Origin of the sequence: Nocardia brasiliensis ATCC 700358 (assembly GCF_000250675.2) — a bacterium.
GTDB lineage: Bacteria > Actinomycetota > Actinomycetes > Mycobacteriales > Mycobacteriaceae > Nocardia > Nocardia brasiliensis_B.
Window position 1 is genome coordinate 91,875 of the sequence record NC_018681.1, and the last position, 22,698, is coordinate 114,572.

Genomic DNA, 22,698 nt, shown 5'->3' on the forward strand with positions numbered 1-22,698 from the left:
ACGGTTGTCCAACCTTGTGCGCGTTGCGGTGCGCGATGGGCCGTGCAGTCGACTCCGATGCACTGGTGCCCGCGCTGCCGTGGCGTGCTGCTGTCGCCCGCGCCGATCGACGCGCCCGCCGAACGCCGCAACTACCGGTGGGTGGCGCGCCGACCCGATCACCGCCTCCGCAAGAGCTCCGGCGCCCCACCCGCCGCCACCGCCACCCCGCGCTACACCCAGATCCCGCGCTGGGGTCTGCTCGACCAGCCGCCGCGGGAATCGGCCGGTCCGGCGCTGCCGTTCGCGAAACTGACCCGCAAGGTGCCGACCCTGCTGATCACCACCGCCGTGGTGTTCGGCCTCGCGGCACTCGCCGAACTGCTGCGCTATCTGTTGCTGCTGCGCAATCGGACCCGGTTGATCCACCCCGCGCTGCTGTTCGCCTCCGACGCGTTCGTCGTCGGCGCCGCGCTGCTGGCCCTGCTGCTCGCGCTGATCAGCGCGCTCGCGATGGTCGGCTGGCTGATCCGGACCCGGCGCACCGTCTTCGAGCAGGCCGGTCGCGGCGAGCCGCGGTCGGTGCGCGCGCTCGTGCTCGGCTGCGTCGTTCCGGTGGTCAATATGGTGTGGCCGGGCATCTTCCTGACCGAGATCGTCGCCGAGCGCGACGATCCGCGGGCGGTGCGGGCGATCCGGATCTGGTGGGCGGCCTGGGTAATCGGCGGCCTCGTCGCGGTGGCCGCGCTGTACTGGCGGACCGCGGACTCGTTGCAGGTCAAAGCCGACGGCGTGCTGTTCACGGCATTCACCGACTTGGTCGCCGCCGCCGTCGCGCTGCTCACCCTCACCATGCTGCGCGCGATCGAGGAGCGAGACGCGTTCGGCCACAGCCGGATCGCGCGCCGCTGGGTGATCGCCGTCGACCCGCCCGTACCGGTGATCGAGCCCGTGCAGCCCGGCGGCCGCGGCGCACCGGCTACCGTCGAGCAGCCCGTTGCCGCGCCGGACGCCGAACCGCAGAACCCGCCCGACGGTGCAGTGGACCGTGAGCACGAGGAGGTTATGGCCAAGTGAGCCAGGGCAGTCGCGCGCCGTTCGTGGTGGCGCATCGGGGTGCCTCGGCGGCGCGTCCCGAACACACGCTCGCCGCATACGAATTGGCGCTGCAGGAAGGCGCGGACGGCGTCGAATGCGACGTCCGGCTGACCAGGGACGGGCACCTGGTGTGCGTGCACGACCGCACCGTCGACCGGACCTCGTCCGGCACCGGCCTGGTCAGCGAGATGACGCTGGACGAACTGAAGGAACTCGACTTCGGCGCGGACGGCGAACCGTCGCCGGTGCTCACGCTCAGCGAGCTGATCACCCTCGTCCTGGACTGGCGCAGCAGGCCGACCAAACTGTTCATCGAGACCAAACATCCCGTGCGCTACGGCGCGCTGGTGGAGAACAAGCTGCTCGCCGAGCTGCAGCGGTTCGGGATCGCGACGCCCGCGTCCGCCGATCATTCCCGCGCGGTGGTGATGTCGTTCGCCGCGACCGCGGTCTGGCGGATCCGCCGCGCCGCGCCGCTACTGCCCACCGTGCTGCTCGGCGAATCCTCCCGCTACCTCGGCGGCAGCGCCGCGACGACGGTCGGCGCGACCGCGGTCGGGCCGTCGGTGAAGACGCTGCGCGAACATCCCGAACTGGTCGACAAGGCCGCCGCCGCGGGCCGCGCCACCTACTGCTGGACCGTCGACGACCCCGACGACGTCCGCCTCTGCGCAGACCTCGGCGTCAGCTGGGTCGCCACCAACCACCCCGGCCGCACCAAAACCCTCCTCGGCACCCCCTGATCGCTGGCCCGACCGCTGGTCCGAAAGAGCCGCGCGGCTCAGACCCCGATCGCCCGCAAACCGTGCGGCAGGGGTGACACACGCGGGGATTGCCGCGCTCAGACTCGGCCGCATGCAAACCGTGCGCGGCAGGGCGCGACCGCTCGCTGGGAGCGCCGGGCACTTGGGCACGACCGCATCAAGCCGTGTTCGCGGCAGGGTGTGACCTCTCGCCCAGGAGCGCGGCGTGCTCAGGCTTGGCTGCACGTAGGCCGCCGCGGCAGGGGTGCGGCCGCTCGCCGGGAAGCGCTGCGCGCTTGAACCGGCCGCAAACAAACCCTTCACGGCAGCGTGTGACTGGTCGCCGGAAAGCGCCGAGCGCTCAGACTCACCCGCACGCGAACTTTGCGGCAGTGGGTGACCCACGCTGGGAATCGCTGCGTGCTCAACGGGATTCGTGGTGGCCGGAAAGCGGCGGTGCCGTGTTGCGCCCGCCGGGATATGTGGGTGGGTTGTATACCCCGGTGAACGGGGGTTGCCGGGTGTCGCCGGGCGGGTCGGGGAGTGCGGGGTAGGCAGGATGGCGAACGTGGTTGGGTGCGTTGGTTATTCGGATGCCGGTGGCGCGGCGGCGGGGCCGGGTGGGATTCGCCGACGTGGCGCGCGGGGTGGCGGCGGGCACACCCTGTAGGTTGACCCCCCGTGGGTAAGAGCAAGCGCAACAGTCCTAAGCCCGGCGGGAACCGGGCCCAGCGTCTCGCCGAGCGGAAGGCCGCGCAGGAGCAGGCGGCGCAGACCGTGACGCGTCCCTTCGAGGGGCTGGCCGCGGAGTGCGATCTGGTCGCGCTGCGCGAGTTCGTGCCGTCGGCGACCGCCGAGCTGAAGCTGGCGTCGAGCGTCGCGGCCGAGCGCCCGGTCGTGCTCGCCACCGTGCTCCCCGGTGCGGTCGCCGCGCTGGCGCGCGCGGGTGAGCCGCCGACCGGATTCGTCGGCGCGCAGACGCAGTTCCAGAGCGCCGATGCGGGCGCCGACCTGGCCGCCGCCATCCTGTGGACGCAGTCCGCCGAGCCCGGCGATTCGCTGTCGTCGGTGGAGAGCGTGGCGGGCGGTCCGCGGCTGGCCGACGTGATCGATCCCGGTGCCGCCCTGGAACTCACGGTGCACCAGGACTTCGACTGGTGGGTGCCCGAGGGCGTGCAGCCCGACGCGCAGGTGGCCGCGACCATCGAACAGGCCAAGCAGGCGATCATGCCGTCGGCGCGGATCGCGCTCGCGCCGGACACCGCCGGGGCCGCGTGGTGGGTGGATGCCGGCGAGAAGGCGCATATCCGCTGGGTCCGCCCGGAGAACGAGGACGATCTGATGCTGGCGCTGGCCCGGCTGCACGCCGCGGGCGGTCTGCAACTCGGCGAGGGTTCCCGGTTCGCCGGTTCGTTCCGCACGCACGGCGTGCTCGTCCCGGTGTTCGACCTGGATCGGGAGCGGCACGCGGACGAATGGACCAAGCCCGCCGAGGAATTCGGGGCTCGGCTGGCCGAGGCGCTCGCCACGGACGCGCCGTTGACCGCCGACGAGCGTCGTTCGCGTGACGGTTTGCGCTCGCGCCAGGTCACCCTGCGCTGACAAATTAAGCGGATTGATTTCAGTCAAAATCCAACTGAATGATCGCTGCTCCGTTAGGTTCTCCTCTGACACCGAAGGCTGGTGCAGGTGAGGGCAGTCTCACCAAATCGATGAGGAATGAGGCACACCAATGGAGCAGATCCTGAAGATCATCACGTCCTTGATCAGCACGCTGAGCGCCAGCTAGCGCAGGGAATGGCAAAGGCCCAGCTCGTCGCGAAGAGCTGGGCCTTGTCGCTTATCGCAGCGCGTTGATCAGACGGTGCCGCCCGCGGCCGACGGCGCGCCGGAAGCATCGCTCGGACCACTCATTTCGCGCGCGATGAACTCTTCCAGATCGAACAGGTTCGACCCGGCGCGATCGGCGATATTGAGCAGGGTGGTCATATTGGCGACCTCCTCGACCTGCTCCTTCAGGAACCACTGCATGAATTGCTCGCCGAGGTAGTCGCCCTCTTCGCGGGCCGTGCTCGCCAGCTGGATGATCTGGTCGGTGACCGTCTTCTCCTGGGCGAGGGCCAGCGCGATCGGCTCGCGCACATTCTCGAACTTGGATTTCGCGGCGTCGATCCCGGCGAGGTCGACGCTGATATCGCGATCGAGGAAGTACTGCACGATCATCATCGCGTGATTGCGCTCTTCGACCGCCTGCGCGTAGAACCGCTTGGCCAACTGGGGCAGATCAGCATTGTCGAACCACACCGCGATAGCGATGTATTGATGTTCGGCATTGAATTCATGCCTGATCTGATCGTGAAGCAGGCCGTGGAATTTGCTGCGCGGGGACTCCGGATGGCTGGACATAGAGGTGACATTAGCGCTGGTCAACGCGCGTGTCATCCAAGTGCAACCTTATTGAGGCTAGTATTGCCTAATTAATTCTTTGCTGCGCCTGCCATTTTCGGCGTCGTGGTATCGAGGCGTTGGGGTGCCCTCAACTCGCGCGCAATGAACTGTTCGACGTCGAACAGGTCGCCCGCCGCACGGTCGATCACAGCCAGCAGGGTGGTCATCCGGGCGACGTCTTCCACCTGCTCCTTGAGGAACCACTGGATGAACCGCTCGCCGAGGTAGTCACCGGATTCGCGGGCCGCCCGCGCCAGCCCGGTGATCTGCGTGCTCCGGTTCTGCTCGTCGTCCAGCAGGAAAGCTATTGCGGCACGCGGAGATTCGAAGGTGGACCGGACCTCGTGCAGCCCGCCGATCCGGATCTCCAGGTCGCGATCGAGCAGATACTGGACCATCCGCAGCGCGTGCGCGCGCTGCTCGGCGGACTTCGCGTAGCAGTGTTTCGCCAACTGCGGCAACCGATTCGAATCGAAGTACACGGCGGCGGCCAGATACTGCTGGGCGGCGGTGAAGCCGCGGTGCAGTTGCTCGCGCAGCAGACCAGGGAACGACTCGTCGATGTCGGCCATGTGATCGACGTTACCTGGTGAGCAGATCCTCCGGGATCGGTTGGTCCTTCGCGAGCGCCTCGAAGAACCCGCTCGCCTTGTTCTTGTCCCAGAGCAGCACGTTGCCGCTCGCGGTGTCGTCGAAGCCGCCGATCGGCACCGTCGTGGCCACCGTGTCGCCGCGCAGCGCCCAGCCGAGCTGACCCAGATTCCAGATGTGGTCCCCGTTGTCCACCTTCAGTGATTTGACGGTGTCCGACGCCAACGGCCACAGCTTGAACGGATTGGCCAGTGTCGCAGCGCTTGTCGCCTTCTTCAGCAAGGCGGACATGAAGATGCGCTGGTTGTTCATCCGGTCCAGATCGGCCAGCGCGGTCGCGCGGCTGCGCACGAAACCGAGCGCCTCCGGTCCGGTCAGTTTCTGGCAGCCCGCGGGCAGGTTGATCCCGGCCAGCGGGTCGTCGATGGCGGTGGGCAGGCACACGTCGATGCCGCCGAGCGCGTCGACCACGCCGGCGAAACCGCTGAAACCGATCTGCGCGTAGTGGTCGATGCGCAGGCCGGTGGCGATCTCGACGGTCTGCACGAGCAGCGGCGCGCCGCCGATCGCGAAGGCGGCGTTCAGCTTGTCCTTGCCGTTGCCGGGGATGCTGACGTACGAGTCGCGCGGCAGGCTGACCAACGTCGCCTTACCCGACTTCGGGACGTGCACGAGCATGATCGTGTCGGTGCGTTCCGGGCCGACCTCGCCGCCGGTGGCGAGCTCCTGCTCCTGTTCGGGAGACAGCCCCGCGCGGCCGTCGGAACCGACGAGCAGCCAGTTGGTGCCCGGCGTGTCGCCGACGCGCTCGGCGTAGTTCGCCAACGCGGGGATACGGGTCAGGGATCGGTCGAGCTGGATCACGGCACCGATCGCAGCCAGGACGAGCACCAGCAGCAATACCAGGAACCAGCGGAAATAGTGCCGCTTGCGGCGCGGCCGCGGAGCCCGCTCCCGCCGCGGCGGGGCCGACGGGGGCGGCGGGGGCGGCGCGCCCCGGAATTGGCGTGGCGGCGGCGGATCCTCGCGGTAGGGGACCGGCTGCTGCGTCGGTGCATGGGTCGGCGGGCGTCGCTTGTTCATCGGTGGCGGCATCCGCGTCGCGGCCTGCTCCGGCGGCACCTGCGAATAGGCGAGCGGCTGCGCGTGCGGGCCGCGGCGCCGCATCACCTGGGTCGGTTCGACGTACGGCGCACGCGGGTCGCCGGGGGGCGGGCCCGCCCGGTGCGGCCCGGGCCGCGGCAGCGGCGGCCGGCCGGGCGGCGGCACCCGGCGCATCGGTGCGCGGTACTGGGGGTCGTCGCCATTCATCACAAAGACTCTACTTATCGCTCGTCGTTCGGGGTGGTCGTGCGACGGATCGATCTCGGTCCGGCGCGACTGCCCGGCGCGCCGAAGCCAGTGCCCTTCCGTCCGAGCACTCTCTATGAATTCGCCTGGGCTGATTCACTGTTATCGCCTGGCCGGGAACAGTTGGGTCACGAATGGATCGGCGCAGGTCGGCCGCTCGGGCTCGGTCCGCCTGCCGGACCGGAAAAGATTTTCGGAATTCGTCCGCCATGGATGTCGAGAACGCGTAGACGGCTCCGTCCCAGGGGCACAGCGGCCAGAATGGGCCGCACCACATCAAGGAGATCAAGATGGCGAAGTACCTGCTGCTCAAGCACTACCGCGGCGGCCCGACCCCGGCCGTGGACTACGCGCCGATGGACCAGTGGACCCCGGCGGAGGTCGACGCGCACCTCCAGTTCATGCGCGATTTCGCGGCCCGGTTGGAGCAGACGGGCGAATTCGTCGACACCCAGGCGCTGTCCCCCGAAGGCGCGTTCGTGCGGTACGACGGGGAGGGGCGGCCGCCGGTGACCGACGGGCCGTTCGCCGAGACCAAGGACCTGATCGCAGGCTGGTTGATCATCGATGTCGAATCGTGGGACCGTGCGGTGGAACTGGCGCGCGAGCTGTCCGCGGCGCCCGGGCCCGGCGGCGAGCCGATCTGCGAATGGCTCGAGGTGCGGCCGTTCTACGGTGTGCCGGCGACCATCACGGAGTGACGACGGTGGACGAGGCGTTGCTGCGCACGCTCACGCCCGCTGTCCTCGGGATCCTCGTCCGCCGCGGCGCAGACTTCGCGGCGGCCGAGGATGCCGTGCAGGAGGCGCTGATCGAAGCGTTGCGCGCCTGGCCGGACGAGCCGCCGCGTGATCCCAAGGGCTGGCTGGTCGCGGTGGCCTGGCGCAAATTCCTCGATGCCGCCCGTGCCGAAACGTCGCGGCGCAGGCGGGAGGAACTCGTCGAGGTCGAGCCCGCGCCCGGCCCCGCCGAGACCGCGGACGACACGCTGCAGCTGTATTTCCTGTGTGCGCATCCGTCCCTGACACCGGCTTCGGCCGTCGCGCTCACGTTGCGCGCGGTCGGCGGCCTGACCACGCGGCAGATCGCGCAGGCGTACCTGGTGCCGGAAGCGACCATGGCGCAACGGATCAGCCGGGCCAAACGCACGGTGTCGAGCGTCCGGCTGAACCGGGCCGGGGACGTCGCGACCGTGCTGCGCGTGCTCTACCTGGTGTTCAACGAGGGCTACTCCGGCGACGTCGATCTCGCGGCCGAAGCGATCCGGCTCACCCGTCAGCTGGCGGCCGTGACCGCGCACGAGGAGGTCGCGGGTCTGCTCGCGCTCATGCTGCTGCATCACGCGCGCCGCCCGGCCCGCACCAGCGCCGACGGCAGTCTCGTGCCGCTCGCCGAACAGGACCGCGCCCGGTGGGACACCCGCCTCATCGCCGAAGGCGTCGACATCCTCCAGACCGCCCTCGCCCGCGACCGGCTCGGCGAGTTCCAAGCGCAAGCCGCCATCGCCGCGCTACACGCCGACGCCCGGACCGCCGAGGAGACCGACTGGGTGCAGATCGTCGAGTGGTACGACGAATTGGTCGCGCTCACCGACAGTCCGGTGGCGCGCCTCAACCGGGCCGTCGCGGTCGGCGCGGCCGACGGCCCGCGCGCCGGCCTGGCCGCCCTGACCGACCTCGACCCCACCCTCCCCAGGTACACCGCCGTCGAGGCATACCTGCGCGAACGCGACGGCGACCCGGAAACCGCCGCCCGGCTCTACAGCGAAGCCGCCCTCGCCGCCACGTCCCTCCCGGAACGCGCGCACCTCACCCGCCAGGCCGCCCGGCTCAACGGAGAACTGCGGGACGGATCGCGCTGACCGTGCCGGGGAAACGCGGCGACGGCGTAGTCGGCGGCCGGATCGCCAGTGCTGTCCGGCATGTCGAGCGGGCCGCGGTCGAGCATGTCTTCGATGGCCAGGTACGCGTTGAACGCGGCCGCGTCGAAGCCGATCAGCACGGCCAGGTGGTGCAACTCGCGGGCATCGCAGACGGGGCCGGCCATGGTGCGGGGTGGTCCGTCAGCGGCCACTTGCTGCGCGATATGCGGCCGCTACCTGCCGCATGGTTAGCCGTGGGTTACCGGGTGCAGGGCAGCTGCTGCCTGCTGTTCCGTTGCCGCACAGTCGGTCTCGCGGGCTACGGCAACCAGGAGACGTGGCCGCGCAGGGCGGTGTAGCCGAGGTAGGCGACCGCGTCGATGGTGGCGTGTGCGAGCACGAGCGGCCACAGTTTGTTCGTGCGCTGCCAGTAGCGGCCGAACACCAAGCCCATCACCACGTTTCCGATGCCGCCGCCGAGGCCCTGGTACAGGTGGTAGCTGCCGCGTAGCAGCGCCGAGGCGAACAGCGCGGAATTCTCCGACCAGCCGAGCCTGCGCAACCGGGTGATCAGGAACGCGACCACGATGATCTCCTCGGCCAGCGAGTTCGCGCACGCCGACAGGATCAGCGCGGGCAACCGCCACCAGTGGTCGCCGATCGAGGCGGGCACGATCGTCACGCTGACCCCCAGCGCGTGCGCGGTCAGATACAGACCCAAGCCCGGCAAACCGATCACGGCGGCCAGCACCAGCCCCGGCAGCACATCCGCGCGCCACCGCACGCGCGCCGCCAGCCCGATCAGTCGCGGCCCGATTCCGCTGCGCCACAACAGGTACAGCCCGAGCGCCGCCCACCCCAGCAGCCGCGCCACACTCAGCAGCTGGAACAGCAGGTCGATGATCGACTGGGCAGAGCGCGACGGATTCAGCGCGACCGTGCGCCCACCCACGCCGCCCGGCGCGAGCGCGCTCTCCACCAGCGACAACGCCGCATTGAGCCCGCTCAACCCGAAGGTGACCACGAGCACGACCGCGATCTCGAGCTTGATCCCGAGCCGCTCCCGCCCGGTCAGCTCCGCCGACTCGTCACCAACCGCACTACGCATCCCTCGAATCTATTGCCCGCCCCCGCCCGCGTCGCGCCACGCACCGCCGCGGACTACGCGGCGCTCGACAGCGGTTACCCCCGGATGCGGTCGAAGCCGCTTTGGCCGCTGCCGAAACGCGGAGAGCCCACCGCCCCGGGCGAGCCGGTTCAGTGCCTGGCGTTCTGCGCCGGGTGGTCCGGATGCTTAGATGCGGCGCAGACCGTTGAGGCCGCAGATGCGGCGCAGACCGTTGAGGCTCAGATGCGGCGCAGGCCGTTGAGGAAGGGGCAGCCCGCGAGGGTGCGGACCGCGCGGCTGAGCGCCTCGATATCGTCGGCGGGGGAGGTGAAGGGGAGCCGGAAATCGTGGTCGCCGTCGCGTCCTTCGACGCGCAGGGTGAGGCCGTAGCGGTCGATGGCGAGCGGATGCACGATGCCGTGCTGCAGGCGCGGCGGCAGGTGCCTGGCCAGCTGTGCGACCACGTCGGCATGGTCGGCGTCCATGTGCTGCAACCACGCGGATTCCAAGGTGCAGAACGGATCCGGCTGTGCCAGGCGTAGTTCGTCGACGCTGACCGACTCGGCGCCGGTCGAGTCGGCGACCACCGCGGAGTTGATCACCAGGCGCAGCAGCGTCGCGGTGTGCCCGACATCGAGCAGACCCGGATCGGGGTTCTCCTTGGCGACCTCGGTGGCCAGCGCGCGTTGCGCCTGCGTCGGCACCGCACGGACCCAGCCGCGCAGCCACACCAGCGCGCGCACCGGCTCACGCAGCGGCAGCGGCGCGTGATCGGTGAGCTCCAGCACCGCGGGAGCGCCCGCGTCCGGCGAATTCCCGGCCAGCACCGCCGCCACCGACGTGGTCGGCACCGCGATCACGGCGTCGCCGCATTCACGCACGTGATGGACCGAGATCGGCGTCGGATCGATGCCGGGCATGGCCAGCACGGCGTGTTCGGCATGCGCGCAGGCACTGCGCACCCGCTCGGCCGTGGACGGCGCGACGGTCGGTGTCGGACGCGGCATACAAACCTCCGTGGTCGGGCTCTGCTCGCCTCGCTCGGCGCTCAATTAGGTTACCCTAAGCTAAGTGACGTGCGGGACATCCGCAAGCGTTCCCGCCACCCTGATCCTGAGAATTCACCCGCGGACCCCGACTCGAACGCGGTTGTTACGGTGGGTCGGTGGCGCACGGATCGGAATCAGCGAGCGAACCGGTACTCGTGGCGTTGACCGCGCCCGCGCGGCGCAGCCTGGTCGAAGGCCTGGTCCGCACCCCGCGGGCCGAGGTGCCGGCGCCCGTGCTCGACGCGGACGCGCCCGACGCCGAGATCGCCGAGTTCCTGGCCGGCATCGTGCACACCGACTCCGGTTTCGTCGCCCGCACCGGCTCCGGCGATCGCGCCCTGGCCGTCATCGCCGGCACCGCCGCCGCCCTCTGCGGGGAAGACATCCCGGCCGCCCTCAGCCACCCCGATCTCCCTTTCCTGACCGGCCTGAAACCCCCTGCGGTGGAAGCACTCCGCTCCGTGCTGCTCGCCATCGAAACCGATGACCCGGACACCCTCACCGCAGCCCTGACACCCCTCGCCCCCACCTGAATCAGGGGTGACCGGAGAGCGAGGTGCGGTGGGGACGCGGTGAATCCCGGGAGGGTCGGCGGCGGACGCAAGTAAGGTCGTAACCGTGCCGCGCATCGCGTACTTCGGGCCCTCCGGAACCTTCACCGAGATGGCCCTCGCCGACCTCGAGATCTCGGGAGCCTTCGAAGGGGCTGTCGAGCGTGTCGCCGCGCCCAGTCAGGGCGCCGCGCTGGAGTTGATCCGTAGCGGAGACGTCGACGGCGCGGTGGTGCCGATCGAGAGTTCCGTGGAGGGTTCGATCTCCGCGACACTCGATTCCCTGGCGATCGGTCCGCGGTTACAGATCGTCGCGGAAACCGAGCTGGAGGTGACCTTCACGATCCTGGGCCGCCCCGGCGCCACCCTCGCCGAGGTGCGCACGCTGGCCGCCTATCCGGTGGCCGCCGCGCAGGTCCGGGAATGGGTCGCTCGCGAATTGCCGCAGGCGCAGCCCTACACGTCGGCGTCCAATGCCGCGGCCGCCGAGGACGTCGCGGCGGGCAAGGCCGATGCGGCCGTGTCCACCGCGCTGGCCGGGCAACGGCTCGGTTTGATCCCGCTGGCCACCGGTGTCGCCGATGTCGAGCAGGCGATCACCCGTTTCGTGCTGGTGACTCGGCCTCGGGTGGCACCGCCGGCCACCGGCGCCGACCGGACCTCGATCGTGCTCGAACTGCCTAACGAACCCGGGTCGCTGATGCGCGCCTTCGCCGAATTCGCAACCCGCGGTATCGATTTGACCAGGATCGAATCCAGGCCGACACGGACCGGGATGGGCACCTACCGCTTCTATCTCGACTGCGTCGGGCATATCGACGACATCGCGGTGGCCGAGGCGCTCAAGGCTTTACATCGCACGGCCCGGATCCGGTTCCTCGGTTCCTGGCCCGCTACCTCGGCGACCGGCACGCCGCCGCCGTCCGACGAGCCCGCGGCGGCGTGGCTGACCCAGCTGCGAAAGGGGGTGGCGGATCTGTGAGTACCGCACCGGATTCCGACCGCAAGATCGGCCCGGCCAAGTTGGTGCTGGTCCGGCACGGCGAGACCGAGGGCAACGTCGCGAAGTTGCTCGACACCAAGGTGCCCGGCCTGCCGCTCACCGAACGCGGTGCGGCACAGGCGAAGACGTTCGGCGAGACCCTGCTGACCCCGCCGCGCGTGCTGTTCTGCTCGGCGGCGCTGCGCGCCCGGCAGACCGCGGGCTACATCGAGGCCGCGACCGGGGTGCCCGCCACCGTCCTGGATAACCTGCAGGAGGTGCAGGCCGGTGACCTGGAGGGGTTGCACAGCGAGGAAGCGCACCTGTTCTTCCAGCGCATATACCGCGCCTGGCACGAGGGCGACCTGGACGAACGCATTCCGGGCGGGGAATCCGGCAACGACATCCTGGCCCGGTTCTTCCCCGTGATCGAAGACCTACGCGAGCGCTACCTGTCCGGCTCCGGCGAAGGCGACGTCCTGCTGGTGAACCACGGTGCCGCCATGCGCCTGGTCTCCCGCTACCTGGCCGACGTCCGCCCGCCCTTCACCACGAACAACCACCTCGACAACACCGAAACCATCGAACTGGTCCCGCTCCCCGATGGCGGCTGGAGTTGCATCCGCTGGGGCCGTTTCACCCCACCCTTCGGCTACGACGTCTCGCCCACCCCCGACGACCCGATGGGCTGACTCCAGCCTGCCGCACGAGCGTGCCTCGCGCGCGAATTCACCTCCCGCGCACCATTTCGCGTCCCGCGCGCACAATTGCTGACCATTCCGCGCGCACCGAACTGAAACGCGCGCGTCGCGCGGCAGATCACGCTGCCAGTCGCACCAAGCGACAGCTAGGTCCCAGGCCCACAGAGCGTGCACCCTGTTCACAGCGGTTGTATGCCCTGTGAACCGTGTGGATCGTCTGTGAACCCGCCCCGCGGCGGTTCGTACGCAGCGCGCACTCAGGACGCGGCGAGGTGCACACCGTGCACGGCCCGCCGCCAGCCGCACGGTGGGTCCGCCCCGCGACGTTCGTGCGCAGCGCGGCACTCAGGACGCGGCGGGGCACGCCGTGCACGGCCCGCCGCCAACTGCACCCAAGCGATAGATCGGCGCAGGGTCACAGAGCGTGCACCCTGTTCACAGGGGTTGTATGCCCTGTGAACCGTGTGGACTGTCTGTGGGTCCGCCCCGCGACGTTCGCGCGCAGTGGTGGCACTTAGGACTGGTGGGGTTCCGGAGAGGTGGTGCGGGTCCCGAGGACGCCGTGGGGCGCACACCGTGCACGGCCCCCCGCCAGTCGCATCCAAGCGACAGATGGGCGCTGGACCCACAGAGCGTGCACACGGTCCACAGGGGTTGTATGCCCTGTGAACGGTGTGGACTGTCTGTGAACCCGCCCCGCGACGGTTCGTGCGCAGCGTGTCACTCAGGACGCGGTGGGGTGCATACCGTGTACGGCCCGCTGACAGTGGCACCCAAGCGACAGATAGGTGCGGACCCACAGCGCGTGCATACGGCTCACGGGTTGTATGCCCTGTGAACGGTGTGGACTGTCTGTGAAACCCGCCCCGAACCTCAACCGTCAGCCGCGCGGCAAGCCACCAGCGACAACCCCCGCTAACCCTGCTGCGGTTTGGCCGGGAACTCTTCTCGCTCCGGCAGCCCACTGATCAAGTCCTGCAACGCCGTTCGCAACCGACCCGGGGTCCCCGGACTCAGCGACGTCCATTTCACGCCGTCGTCGGATTTGCTGGCGGTGGCGAGGAAACGCCCGGAGCGGGTGTTGAATACGGCGATGTGGTTGTCGGTGACGTCGCGGGTGCCGTCGCCGTAGACGACGCCGACGATTTCGGCGTGCGAATGGATCTGCACCATCGCGGAGGCGAGGGTTTGCGCATCGCGTGGCGGGGTGCCGACTTTCGCGAGCCGGTTGGCGGTGGCGGCCGCGTCACCGGTGTCGTCGAAAATCGGAACGAGCTGTTCGGTCGGCGCGTTCATGCCGGTCAGGTCGAGCGGTTCGGCAGGGCCGAGCGCCGCGATCACCGGGCCGGGCAGGTCGTCTTCGACCTCGTCGATCACGTAGGACTGCGGCCCGCGCAGGGCGACGGTGACAACATCGTCGCCCTTTGCGAGACACATGCGACTCATCGCACCGTCCACATGCAGCCGTAGCGCGACCACCCAGTGCGGTCGGTACAGCGCCTGCAGCCGGTCTTCGAGTTCGTGATGCACCGCGTCACCGATCAGCAGTTCCCGATCGGCGAGCGACTGAGCGGCCACGGCCATCGCTGCGTCGTGGTCGGCCACGTTGTCGTATTGCCCGCGCGCGTCCAACACGACGGGGACCTCGTCGATCTCCAGTTTCTCCAGGAGGAACTGCATCTCGTCGAGCGACAGCACAACCGACTTCAGCAGTGACGGGCCGCGGCCCGCACCCAGTACGGTCACTTAGCCGCCGCTCCGGCGGGTTCGGCGCCGATCACTCCGTCCGCGGCGTAGCGGCCGTCGTTGAAGTGCTCGGTCGAGCGCAGGTAGTCCTGGCTCTTGTGCTCGGACTCGTCGTCCTCGTCGCGCACCTGGTTGCCCAGCAGCGGGCTGCCGTGCGCACCGTTGTTGTTGCGGACCGGCGCGCCGGTGGGCTGTGCCACCGCGTTGTTCTCGACGACGGCGGCCGTGGCGGGTGCGCCGCCTGCCGCGCTGCCCGCGCCCCAACCCTCGGGGAGCTTCAGCGAACCGTTGCCGAACGACACCGTGCTGCCGCCGAGGGACGCGGACCGGGTCGCGGACGACGCGGCGGCAGCCGCCAGGCCTGCCCCGCCGACCATCGAAGCCGGTGCCGCTGCGGTGATTCCGGGCGCGGCGACCGCGCTGGTGACGGCCGAGACCGCCTGCGAGCCGATGGTGCCCACGGTGGATACACCGGTGGTCGCCACCGAACCCGCGACGTTCGCCACCTGCGTCGCGGCGCTCACCACGGCCGGGTTGTTGACCAGCGCACCGGCCGCGGAGATCGCGGTCTGCACCGGGTCGGCGTTGGTGGTGCTCTGCGCGGCCTGCTCGGCGCCGCCCGCGTTCGCCTGGCCCGCGCCGTGCGCGATCGCGGGCGGGTTGATGAACTCACCCGGCGTCACGACCATCGCGGTGGTGGCGGCCTCGTAGGTTTCCATGGTCAGCGCGGCGCGCAGATCGAGCGCGGCCTTCGCGGCCTCGGCCGCCTCGGCGGTGCCGTTGAGCACGCCGCCGGTCGAGTAGGCGGCGACGCGGGCCGCGTCGACGGCCGCGATCTCCGGGATGCTCGGCATGGCGATCGACGCCACGGTGTAGGCGATCGCGTTCGAGGCCGCCTTCGAGCTCATGGTGGCCGCCATGACGCCCTGCTGTTCGGCCCAGCCGACGAAGCCGGTCAGCTTGGACAGCGCCGAGATGCCGTTGAGGCCCTGCATGCCGACACCGAGCTCGGCCATCACGCGGGCGACGGTCGCGGTGGCGTCGATCCAGGCGGCGGTCAGGCCACCCCACGCGGTGGCGGCGGCCGAGATCGGCACGGCATGCGCGCCCGCGTTGAGCGCGATCGAGTTTCCTTCTGCCATACGGGGCAGCCAGAACACCCCGGTGATTCCTGCGGTCATGCGTTTCTCCCCTTGCTTGTTCTTTTGTGCTGTGCCCGCAGGCTTAGGCGATAGTGGAGCTGACGGCACCGATCGTGCCGGCCCGGACGACGTCCTCACCGATGTGCGTGACGAGCTGGGAACGCAGCGTCGCGGCCGCGTGGTGCAGCTCGAGGATGCCCTGGGCGACGGCCTGATCGTGCGTGGCGGCGCCCTTGTTGAGGTGGTTTGCGGCGTGCAGCGAGACCTCGTCCATACCGGAGGGGATGACATGCGTCGCGGGCGCGGTGAGCGCGGCGGCGGCGGCCAGCCGGTCGGCGAGCAGATCCAGCTCGGCGGCGGCGGCGAGGACGACTTCGGGTGCGACTAGTACGTGGCCAACCATGACTCGACTCCTTCTAGTGGCGGCTATGGGGCGGAACCACGAGAATTCCCCCTTCGAGTGATAGGACGCGACAGCCAGGCAATCGGTTCCATCGAATCCCCTAAAGTTTCTTCCCTGCTCACCCCAACTGCAACCGCACTCATACAGCTGGGGTAAAGACTAGCCCCATCCCAGCTCATGCAGGCGGTCTTCGTCAATGCCGAAATAGTGCGCTATCTCATGGATCACCGTGATCGCCACCTCCTCGACCACCTCGTTCTCATCCGCACAGATCGCCAAGATGGAGTCGCGATAGATGGTCACCGTGTCGGGCAACGAGCCGCCGTAATGGCTGTCTCGTTCGGTCAGCGCGATGCCTTGATACAAACCGAGCAGATGTGGATCCTCCGAATTGCGAGGTTCGATCAGCACAACCACATTATCGATGGCGCGGGACAGCTCCGGCGGGATCCGATCGAGCGCGTCGCCGACCAATTCCTCGAACCGGTCCTCGGACATGGAGACCGACATCGTCGTGGACTACCTCGGCTGGGGTTGCGGCGGCAGCGGCGCGGCGCCGGGCAGCGGCGTCGGCGTGGACCGGCCGGTGTTCGGCGGCGGTTCCGGCGCCTGGCCGTTGATCAGGATGTCGCCCTTGGCCGAACCGGTGATCGGCGCGAAGCCTTCCCGGTCGGCCCCCTTGCCGACCATGCAGTCCAGCTTGCGGCTGCCGGCCAGCCAGCTGCGGGCGTCCAGGTAGTCGAAGAACAAGGTGAGGGTCTTGTTGCGGATCACGTCGGGTCCGCCGAGGTAGTCCGAGGACGTGCGCGCGCACTCGTCCTCGACGAACCGGTCCTGCTCCTCTTTGGCGGGCGGACCGCCCTGGAAGCGCTGGCCGAGGTCGATGGTGGAGACCACCTCGACCGCGTGCACCTGCGAGCAGTCCACCGGGTCGGTGGGCAGGCTCTGGTTGATGCCCAGGCAGACGCCGGGGCCGTAGACCTTCGACTGATCGTGCTGGGTGGCGCTGCCGGTCGAGGCGGGGGTGCCCGCGCTCGCCGCGTACTGCAAGCCGCAGCGCAGCGTGCGGTCCCCGTGCTGCCAGCCGTCCGGGCTCGGGTACATCAGCCCGACGATGTAGCGCCCGCGCGGATCGAACCGCCCGCCCAGGTACTCCTGCACCGCGGGCACGCAGTGCTCTTCCTTCAGTTCGGTGAGCCGCAGCGAGTCGGGGAAGCGGGCGCCGGTCGCGAATTCCTTGCCCGGGTACTTGCTCATGTCGACATCGGCCGCGACCTCGAACATGTGCTTCGCGTCGCAGCGCACCTTGACCAGATCGGAGTGGTCCGGCTTGGACCAGCTCAGGCAATCACCCTTGACCGCGGTGCCGAACTCCTTGTCGACCACCGGCTCGGCCGGCGAGCCCGGCGTGTGTGCCTCGAGCCCCTTGTTGTCGAAGCCGGTGACGAACAGCGTCACAAGCGCCGCGACGACCGCGCCCGCGGCGACCAGCAGCAGGCCCCAGCGCAGGGTGGGCGCGGGCAGCGCGGTCTCGCCGGTGAACACGCCACGCACCGAGTCGAACACGCGCCGCGCCCCGGCGGGGCGGGACGGCTTGCCGCGCGTGGGGAACCGGCTCGACGGGTCGGACTGGGGCTCATGATCGGAAGGGGACATCGCGATCCATCATGGCAGTCTCCGGCCCGCGGTGCCACGACCTGGTCTGATCAGACCTCTGCGCGCGGAACCCCGCAGCGCGCACGCGCTCACCCGCGCAGCGCGGACCAGAAGATGCCGGGGATCCGGGCCGGGTTGCCGGTGGCGTAGAACTCGGTGAGCTTGCGCCCGGTCGCCGCCGCGGTGGTGTTGCCGACGAACCACGGCGGCTTCGGCGAGAGCGCCAGTTCGCCGTGCAGCACCGAGCGCGGCGCGGGGCGGAACGGACCGCGCACCACCGTGCGTTCCACGTCGTCGAGCAGGAACGCGTTGTGCACCACGCCGATCCCGCTCTGCACGTCGTCGAGCGTGTGCCCGGGGAACGCGCCCCACGAGGCGCGCGGCGCCAGGAAGGCGAGCCCGGTCCACGCGTTCACCGCGATCGCGCCGTAGCGCAGCTGCTCGAGCGCGCGGTCGAAGCCCGCGCCGAGGTCGCGAATCGTCGTGGGGTGCGCGAGCACGTTGGCGCCGAGCGTGCCGGTGAGCTCGGTGTTCGCGAATTCGACCGCGCGCGAGAGGAATTCGGTGCCCGCGTACGGCAGTTCGACCACGCCGAGCACCGGCGAGAAGTATTCCGTGCGCAGCAGCGGGGTGTCGGTGAGCGGTACCTGTTCGACCAGCACCCGCCCGCCCTCGACCTGCGCGGCCGCGGGATAGGCGGCCAGCGCGTCGGCCACCCGGGTGTCGCTGCCGGGGTAGTACGGGGTGCGTTGCGGCGCCTGCGCGAGCGCCGTGCGCAGTTCGGCCAGGAACTCGTCCTTGAGATGCCAGTCCTTGCTCAGCACGAGCGCCTGCGCGGCGACGCAGTTGTAGCCGCCGTTGTGCAGCCGCTGGGTGGCCACGTGCTCGGCCTGGTAGCGCAGATCCGCGTCGGACCATGCGCCGGGCACCACGATGGTCGGCGACACCCCGCCGAGTTCGCTGGTGATCGGCTTGTCCAGCAGCGGCCGGCGGTCCTTCTTCCGTTCCAGTCCTTCCGGTCCCGGCCCCCACACGATCGCATCGTGCGTGTGCGCGCTGCCGGTCATGTGCACGTGCGCGACGTCGCCGTGGTGCACCAGGTATCGGCCGGTCTCCGCGCCGCCGGTGACGATGCGCAGCACCCCCAGCTCGCACAGCGGCGCGAAGACCATCTCGAACACCGTGAACAGCGGGTCGGTGATCGGGTTCAGCTTCAGCAGGACGACGCGGTTGTGCGCGTACAGCTCGTACAGCGCGTCCAGCGGCGGAATCGAGGTGATGTTGCCCGCCCCGAGCACCACCCCGATGCCCGCGGTCGCGCTCGGATCGAGTTGAGCGAGTCCGGCGCGCCGGCGCGCGGTGTCGGCATCGACGCCGGGACGCAGCCACACCTCGCCCTCGAAACCGTTGAGCAGCAATCGGTCATAGGCGCTGTGCGGCAGGATCGGCACCGCGACGCGATCGCCGGGCGCGGTCCGCACCGCGACGCCGTCGAGCGGGCTGCGCCCCTCTTCCAGCGCGGCCAGCGTCGCGGACAGGGCGGCGGTGGCCTGCAACAGGGTGAGCGGGCCGGACATCCACTCCTCGCCGACCAGCGGCGAATCCTCGGCCAAGCCTTTGATGGTCCGGGCGGCGCGCACCCAGTCGCCGGCGAAGCGGCCGGTTCTGGTGTTGATGTCGTCGAGCAGTTCGCGGCGCCGGCGCAGCGAGGTCTGGGCCCAGGCCTTCTCGCCCGCGGTCAGCTCGGTCAACGCCTCATCGATCGCGGCTTCATCGAAAGTTGTGCCCATCCGGCAACTATGCCCGGGCGATTCGGCCGGTGGTTTACATCCTGGGATATCGGCGTGAAACAACAATCCCCAGACCATTAGGCTCAGTGCCCATGATCGACCTCCGATTCCTGCGGGACAACCCCGACGCGGTCCGTGCCTCGCAGCGCGCCCGCGGCGAAGACCCCGCCCTCGTCGATGCCCTGCTCGAGGCCGACGCGGCGCGCCGCGCCGCCGTCGCCACCGCCGACAACCTGCGTGCCGAGCACAAGGCGATGGGCAAGGTGATCGGTAAGGCGAGTAAAGAGGAACGGCCCGCCCTGCTCGCGCAGGCGCAGGAGATGTCGCAGCAGGTCAAGGATGCCGAGGTCGCGCAGAACGCGGCCGACGCCGACCTCGACGCCGCCCAGCGCGCGATCTCGAACGTCGTGCAGGAGGGCGCGCCGGCCGGCGGCGAGGACGACTACGTCGTCCTGGAAACCATCGGCAAGCCAAAGGAATTCGACTTCGAGCCGAAGGACCATGTGGCGCTCGGCGATGCGCTCGGGCTGTTCGACATGGAACGCGGCGCGAAGGTGTCGGGCGCGCGCTTCTACTTCATGACCGGTTACGGCGCGCTGCTCCAGCTCGGTCTGTTGCAGCTGGCGGCCCAGCGCGCGGTCGCCAACGGCTTCACCATGATGATCCCGCCGGTGCTGGTGCGGCCCGAGATCATGGCGGGCACCGGGTTCCTCGGGCAGCACTCGGCCGAGGTCTATCACCTCGAAGAGGACGACCTGTACCTGGTCGGCACCTCGGAGGTGCCGCTGGCCGGCTACCACTCGGATGAGATCCTCGATCTGAGCGACGGGCCGAAGCGGTATGCGGGTTGGTCGACCTGTTTCCGGCGGGAGGCGGGTAGCTACGGCAAGGACACCCGCGGCATCATCCGGGTGCACCAGTTCGACAAGATCGAGATGTTCGTCTTCACCACGCCGGAGCAGGCCGACGCCGAGCACAAGCGGTTGCTCGCCTGGGAGCAGGACATGCTCGCCGCTGTCGAGGTGCCTTACCGGGTCATCGACGTCGCCGCAGGCGATCTCGGCAGCTCGGCCGCGCGGAAGTTCGACTGCGAGGCCTGGGTGCCGACCCAGCAGACCTACCGGGAACTCACCTCGACCTCGAACTGCACCACCTTCCAGGCCCGCCGCCTCGCCGTGCGCTACCGCGACGAGAACGGAAAGCCGCAGATCGCAGCCACTTTGAACGGCACGCTGGCGACGACACGCTGGATCGTGGCGATCCTGGAGAACCACCAGCAGGCCGACGGTTCGGTGCGGGTGCCCGCCGCGCTGGTGCCGTTCGTCGGCACCGAGGTGCTGACCCCGCCGCGGTGACGACGCCCAACGTTCGCTGCGCACACCGGGTTTGACCGGATCGGCCGGGTCCGGTGTGGAACCCTGCGCACGGTCCGAATATGTTTCGTGTCCGTGAATAGCTACCTGTTCGCCATGCCGGATTCACGGGATGTGGCAACCGTCGGGATTCGTTGTGTCTAGGCTGTTCCCCGTGCGAGGAATCGGGGCGCGCGGCGATACCCGAACCCGGGTGCGGGCGGCATCGGCGCTGGCGACAGCTATGGTCATGGCTCGGACCACCGGGGCGTTCTACGTCATGGGTGGTGTGCTGGGTCTGCTGATTACTGCGATCGCCCCGGGCGACGAGGGTAATCGGCCGTTGGTGGGCACGGCTGCGGCGATCGCCCTGGCGCTCGGACTCACCCTGCTCGCCTGGGGGCCGCGGTTGCCGCATTCGATCCACCACATGTACGTCGCGATCGCGACCGTGCTGGTGACGATCGCGGTCTACGCGTTCCCGAACACCGTCGGCGCCATCAGCCTCGCCGCGTTCTACGTCTTCATCGCCTGCGATGCCGCGCTGTTCTTCGCGTGGTCGCATGCCGCCTCGCACATCGCCTTCGCGCTGGTCCTGTGTCTGTGGGTGTTGCCGGCGCGCCCCGTCGAGCCGGGCCTGCCGTGGTGGTCCGGGCTCATCCCGGCGGGCGTCACGCTCGGCGTCGGCATCGTCGTCGGGATCCTCACCCGGATGGCGTCGGAAGCCGATATCGACGTGCTCACCGGGCTTTTGAACCGTCGCGGTTTCGATCGGGCGCTCAACTCCGCGATCGAGCAGGCCTCGCGCACCGGCCAGGGACTGGCCCTCGTGCTCGTCGACCTGGACCGTTTCCAGAAGATCAACGACCACCTCGGCCATCGCGCGGGCGACGCCGTCCTGCAGCGCGTCGCCGACACCTGGTCGAAACTGCTTGCGCCGGAACAGCGTCTGGCCCGCTACGGCGGCGACGCGTTCGCGCTGCTGTTGCCGAACACCACCGAGCAGGCGGCCATCCTGCTCACCGAGCAGCTGCGCGCCGCGGTGACCACCGGGTGCTCGGCGGGCGTGACCTCCTGGCAGCCGGGCGAATCCGGCTCGCTGCTGGTCAGTCGCGCCGATGTCGGTCTGTACCGGGCCAAGCAGGCGGGCCGCAACCGGACGGTGCTCGAATCGTCGCGGCAGCTGCCGCTCGCGGTGGAACTGCGCGAGGCGATCGACCGCGGCGCCCTCGACGTGCACTACCAGCCGATCGTCAGCCTCACCGAGGGCGGCGGCAAAGCGGTCGGCGTCGAGGCGTTGCTGCGCTGGTCGTCGAGCGCGCAACCCGACGTCACCACCGAGGGCCTGATCCGCGTTGCCGAGGAATACGACCTCATCTCCGACCTGGACGAGCTGGTATTGCGCCGCGCCTGCGCCGATGCCGCCCGGTTGCAGGACACCTTCGCGCAACTCGACCTCACACTGAACGTCAACGTGAGCGGGCTCGAACTGGCCGAAGCCGGCTACGCCGACCGGGTCGCGGGCATCCTCGCCGGCACCGGCTGGCCCGCCGATCAGCTCGTGCTCGAGGTGACCGAGAGCGAGCTCGCCGCCGAATCGCAGACCGCCATCGCGAACCTGCACACCCTGCGCGAGCGGGGCGTGCGCATCGCCATCGACGATTTCGGCACCGGATACTCCTCGCTCAGCCGGCTCGCCACGTTGCCCAGCGACATCCTCAAGGTCGACCAGTCCTTCGTCGCCGCGATCCGCTCCGACTCGCCCGCGCCGCCGCTGCTCGGCGTGATCGCCGCGCTGAGCAGCGCCCTCGATCTGCAGGTCATCGCCGAAGGCGTGGAAACCGAGTACCAGGCCGCGGTGCTCACCGAACTCGGCTTCGCGCTCGCCCAGGGCTATCACTACAGCGACTCGCATCCGGTCGCGGAGTTGATCAGCGACCTCAATGAGAACCAGGGGCGGGTCGGTCCCGGTACGTCTGACCGCGAACTCGGCAACGGGGATTCCATGCACGCCGCCAACGGATGGTTGCCGCTCGGCTGAGCCGCGGTCGGGTTGCCGCGGGAGGTCGGCCACGGCTGAACCGACTCGAGGTCCTGGCGGCCGCCCAGGTCCGTAGCAGGTGCCGGGTCTACGCCGCGTCGGAGTGT

At 69.6% G+C, this 22,698-nt stretch carries 21 protein-coding genes and 1 pseudogene; 10 read left to right on the forward strand and 12 right to left on the reverse strand.

Annotation, left to right across the window (positions count from 1 at the left end):
• The first annotated feature begins 42 nt into the window (after positions 1-42).
• From O3I_RS00405 to O3I_RS00415, 3 genes are all read left to right on the forward strand, one after another.
• Positions 43-1,056 carry a DUF4328 domain-containing protein gene (locus O3I_RS00405; protein WP_237748228.1) on the forward strand — a complete coding sequence of 338 codons (1,014 nt, stop codon included), beginning with the start codon at positions 43-45 and terminating at the stop codon, positions 1,054-1,056.
• Positions 1,053-1,820: a glycerophosphodiester phosphodiesterase gene (locus tag O3I_RS00410; RefSeq protein WP_014980909.1), complete on the forward strand. Its 768-nt coding sequence runs from the start codon at positions 1,053-1,055 to the stop codon at positions 1,818-1,820. Before O3I_RS00405 ends, O3I_RS00410 begins: the two co-directional genes overlap by 4 nt.
• Positions 1,821-2,501: 681 nt before the next feature.
• A complete protein-coding gene (locus tag O3I_RS00415; protein WP_014980910.1) occupies positions 2,502-3,422 on the forward strand; it encodes a DUF5926 family protein in 921 nt (306 codons plus the stop codon).
• 255 nt (positions 3,423-3,677) lie between these two features.
• On the opposite strand, the gene O3I_RS00420 is transcribed toward O3I_RS00415, so the two are convergent.
• The 3 genes from O3I_RS00420 to O3I_RS00430 all read right to left on the reverse strand — a co-directional run bounded on the left by O3I_RS00420 (position 3,678) and on the right by O3I_RS00430 (position 6,170).
• Positions 3,678-4,226, reverse strand: coding sequence for a ferritin (locus O3I_RS00420; protein WP_014980911.1), 549 nt, complete (start codon positions 4,224-4,226; stop codon positions 3,678-3,680).
• A 71-nt stretch (positions 4,227-4,297) separates the two neighbouring features.
• The gene (locus tag O3I_RS00425) at positions 4,298-4,840 is read right to left on the reverse strand and encodes a ferritin (protein ID WP_014980912.1); all 543 of its coding nucleotides are present in this window, start codon (positions 4,838-4,840) and stop codon (positions 4,298-4,300) included.
• 10 nt (positions 4,841-4,850) lie between these two features.
• Positions 4,851-6,170: an LCP family protein gene (locus O3I_RS00430; RefSeq protein WP_014980913.1), complete on the reverse strand. Its 1,320-nt coding sequence runs from the start codon at positions 6,168-6,170 to the stop codon at positions 4,851-4,853.
• Positions 6,171-6,499: 329 nt separating this feature from the next.
• Between O3I_RS00430 and O3I_RS00435 the strand changes: the two genes are divergently transcribed.
• Together O3I_RS00435 and O3I_RS00440 are read left to right on the forward strand one after the other, a co-directional pair.
• Positions 6,500-6,910: a YciI family protein gene (locus tag O3I_RS00435; RefSeq protein ID WP_014980914.1), complete on the forward strand. Its 411-nt coding sequence runs from the start codon at positions 6,500-6,502 to the stop codon at positions 6,908-6,910.
• Between the two features lie 5 nt (positions 6,911-6,915).
• Positions 6,916-8,070 carry an RNA polymerase sigma factor gene (locus tag O3I_RS00440; protein ID WP_014980915.1) on the forward strand — a complete coding sequence of 385 codons (1,155 nt, stop codon included), beginning with the start codon at positions 6,916-6,918 and terminating at the stop codon, positions 8,068-8,070.
• Between the two features lie 62 nt (positions 8,071-8,132).
• Here O3I_RS00440 and O3I_RS46995 read toward each other — a convergent pair.
• The 3 genes and pseudogenes from O3I_RS46995 to O3I_RS00455 all read right to left on the reverse strand — a co-directional run.
• Positions 8,133-8,237: pseudogene (locus tag O3I_RS46995) on the reverse strand (glutamate synthase central domain-containing protein); the annotation flags it as partial.
• 152 nt (positions 8,238-8,389) lie between these two features.
• Complete coding sequence (locus tag O3I_RS00450) at positions 8,390-9,178, reverse strand: CPBP family intramembrane glutamic endopeptidase (protein ID WP_014980917.1); 789 nt, start codon at positions 9,176-9,178, stop codon at positions 8,390-8,392.
• A gap of 239 nt (positions 9,179-9,417) precedes the next feature.
• Positions 9,418-10,185 carry a DUF2470 domain-containing protein gene (locus O3I_RS00455; protein ID WP_014980918.1) on the reverse strand — a complete coding sequence of 256 codons (768 nt, stop codon included), beginning with the start codon at positions 10,183-10,185 and terminating at the stop codon, positions 9,418-9,420.
• A gap of 158 nt (positions 10,186-10,343) precedes the next feature.
• Here O3I_RS00455 and O3I_RS00460 point away from each other — a divergent pair, with 158 nt between their 5' ends.
• The 3 genes from O3I_RS00460 (at position 10,344) to O3I_RS00470 (ending at position 12,452) form a co-directional block, all read left to right on the forward strand.
• The gene (locus O3I_RS00460; RefSeq protein ID WP_014980919.1) at positions 10,344-10,760 is read left to right on the forward strand and encodes a hypothetical protein; all 417 of its coding nucleotides are present in this window, start codon (positions 10,344-10,346) and stop codon (positions 10,758-10,760) included.
• A gap of 85 nt (positions 10,761-10,845) precedes the next feature.
• Entirely contained in the window at positions 10,846-11,760 is a 915-nt protein-coding gene (gene pheA, locus O3I_RS00465; protein WP_014980920.1) for a prephenate dehydratase, read from the forward strand.
• Positions 11,757-12,452 carry a histidine phosphatase family protein gene (locus tag O3I_RS00470; protein ID WP_014980921.1) on the forward strand — a complete coding sequence of 232 codons (696 nt, stop codon included), beginning with the start codon at positions 11,757-11,759 and terminating at the stop codon, positions 12,450-12,452. Before pheA ends, O3I_RS00470 begins: the two co-directional genes overlap by 4 nt.
• Before the next feature lie 924 nt (positions 12,453-13,376).
• Here O3I_RS00470 and O3I_RS00475 read toward each other — a convergent pair.
• The 6 genes from O3I_RS00475 to O3I_RS00500 form a co-directional block, all read right to left on the reverse strand.
• On the reverse strand, positions 13,377-14,207 hold the full coding sequence (locus tag O3I_RS00475; RefSeq protein WP_014980922.1) for an ESX secretion-associated protein EspG: 831 nt from the start codon (positions 14,205-14,207) through the stop codon (positions 13,377-13,379).
• On the reverse strand, positions 14,204-15,388 hold the full coding sequence (locus O3I_RS00480) for a PPE domain-containing protein (protein WP_014980923.1): 1,185 nt from the start codon (positions 15,386-15,388) through the stop codon (positions 14,204-14,206). The genes O3I_RS00475 and O3I_RS00480 overlap by 4 nt, the downstream gene beginning before the upstream one ends.
• A 43-nt stretch (positions 15,389-15,431) precedes the next feature.
• Positions 15,432-15,752: a PE domain-containing protein gene (locus tag O3I_RS00485; protein WP_014980924.1), complete on the reverse strand. Its 321-nt coding sequence runs from the start codon at positions 15,750-15,752 to the stop codon at positions 15,432-15,434.
• A 159-nt stretch (positions 15,753-15,911) separates the two neighbouring features.
• Positions 15,912-16,262: a metallopeptidase family protein gene (locus O3I_RS00490; protein WP_014980925.1), complete on the reverse strand. Its 351-nt coding sequence runs from the start codon at positions 16,260-16,262 to the stop codon at positions 15,912-15,914.
• A gap of 9 nt (positions 16,263-16,271) precedes the next feature.
• Positions 16,272-17,408, reverse strand: a complete 1,137-nt coding sequence (locus tag O3I_RS00495) for a septum formation family protein (protein WP_081593861.1) — start codon at positions 17,406-17,408, stop codon at positions 16,272-16,274.
• An 89-nt stretch (positions 17,409-17,497) separates the two neighbouring features.
• Positions 17,498-19,198: an aldehyde dehydrogenase family protein gene (locus O3I_RS00500; protein ID WP_014980927.1), complete on the reverse strand. Its 1,701-nt coding sequence runs from the start codon at positions 19,196-19,198 to the stop codon at positions 17,498-17,500.
• Between the two features lie 92 nt (positions 19,199-19,290).
• On the opposite strand from O3I_RS00500, the gene serS reads away from it, so the two are divergent.
• Together serS and O3I_RS00510 are read left to right on the forward strand one after the other, a co-directional pair.
• Positions 19,291-20,553, forward strand: coding sequence for a serine--tRNA ligase (serS, locus tag O3I_RS00505; protein WP_014980928.1), 1,263 nt, complete (start codon positions 19,291-19,293; stop codon positions 20,551-20,553).
• A gap of 172 nt (positions 20,554-20,725) precedes the next feature.
• Positions 20,726-22,591: a putative bifunctional diguanylate cyclase/phosphodiesterase gene (locus O3I_RS00510; protein ID WP_237748229.1), complete on the forward strand. Its 1,866-nt coding sequence runs from the start codon at positions 20,726-20,728 to the stop codon at positions 22,589-22,591.
• Positions 22,592-22,698 lie beyond the last annotated feature (107 nt).

What these genes read in the sequence shown, in the direction of transcription:
- O3I_RS00495 (WP_081593861.1), bottom strand. Translation starts at nt 17,408, where the DNA reads ATGTCCCCTTCCGATCATGAGCCCCAGTCCGACCCGTCGAGCCGGTTC.
- O3I_RS00435 (WP_014980914.1), top strand. Translation starts at nt 6,500, where the DNA reads ATGGCGAAGTACCTGCTGCTCAAGCACTACCGCGGCGGCCCGACCCCG.
- O3I_RS00450 (WP_014980917.1), bottom strand. Translation starts at nt 9,178, where the DNA reads ATGCGTAGTGCGGTTGGTGACGAGTCGGCGGAGCTGACCGGGCGGGAG.
- O3I_RS00500 (WP_014980927.1), bottom strand. Translation starts at nt 19,198, where the DNA reads ATGGGCACAACTTTCGATGAAGCCGCGATCGATGAGGCGTTGACCGAG.
- O3I_RS00485 (WP_014980924.1), bottom strand. Translation starts at nt 15,752, where the DNA reads ATGGTTGGCCACGTACTAGTCGCACCCGAAGTCGTCCTCGCCGCCGCC.
- O3I_RS00455 (WP_014980918.1), bottom strand. Translation starts at nt 10,185, where the DNA reads ATGCCGCGTCCGACACCGACCGTCGCGCCGTCCACGGCCGAGCGGGTG.
- O3I_RS00430 (WP_014980913.1), bottom strand. Translation starts at nt 6,170, where the DNA reads ATGAATGGCGACGACCCCCAGTACCGCGCACCGATGCGCCGGGTGCCG.
- O3I_RS00420 (WP_014980911.1), bottom strand. Translation starts at nt 4,226, where the DNA reads ATGTCCAGCCATCCGGAGTCCCCGCGCAGCAAATTCCACGGCCTGCTT.
- O3I_RS00480 (WP_014980923.1), bottom strand. Translation starts at nt 15,388, where the DNA reads ATGACCGCAGGAATCACCGGGGTGTTCTGGCTGCCCCGTATGGCAGAA.
- O3I_RS00425 (WP_014980912.1), bottom strand. Translation starts at nt 4,840, where the DNA reads ATGGCCGACATCGACGAGTCGTTCCCTGGTCTGCTGCGCGAGCAACTG.
- O3I_RS00490 (WP_014980925.1), bottom strand. Translation starts at nt 16,262, where the DNA reads ATGTCGGTCTCCATGTCCGAGGACCGGTTCGAGGAATTGGTCGGCGAC.
- serS (WP_014980928.1), top strand. Translation starts at nt 19,291, where the DNA reads ATGATCGACCTCCGATTCCTGCGGGACAACCCCGACGCGGTCCGTGCC.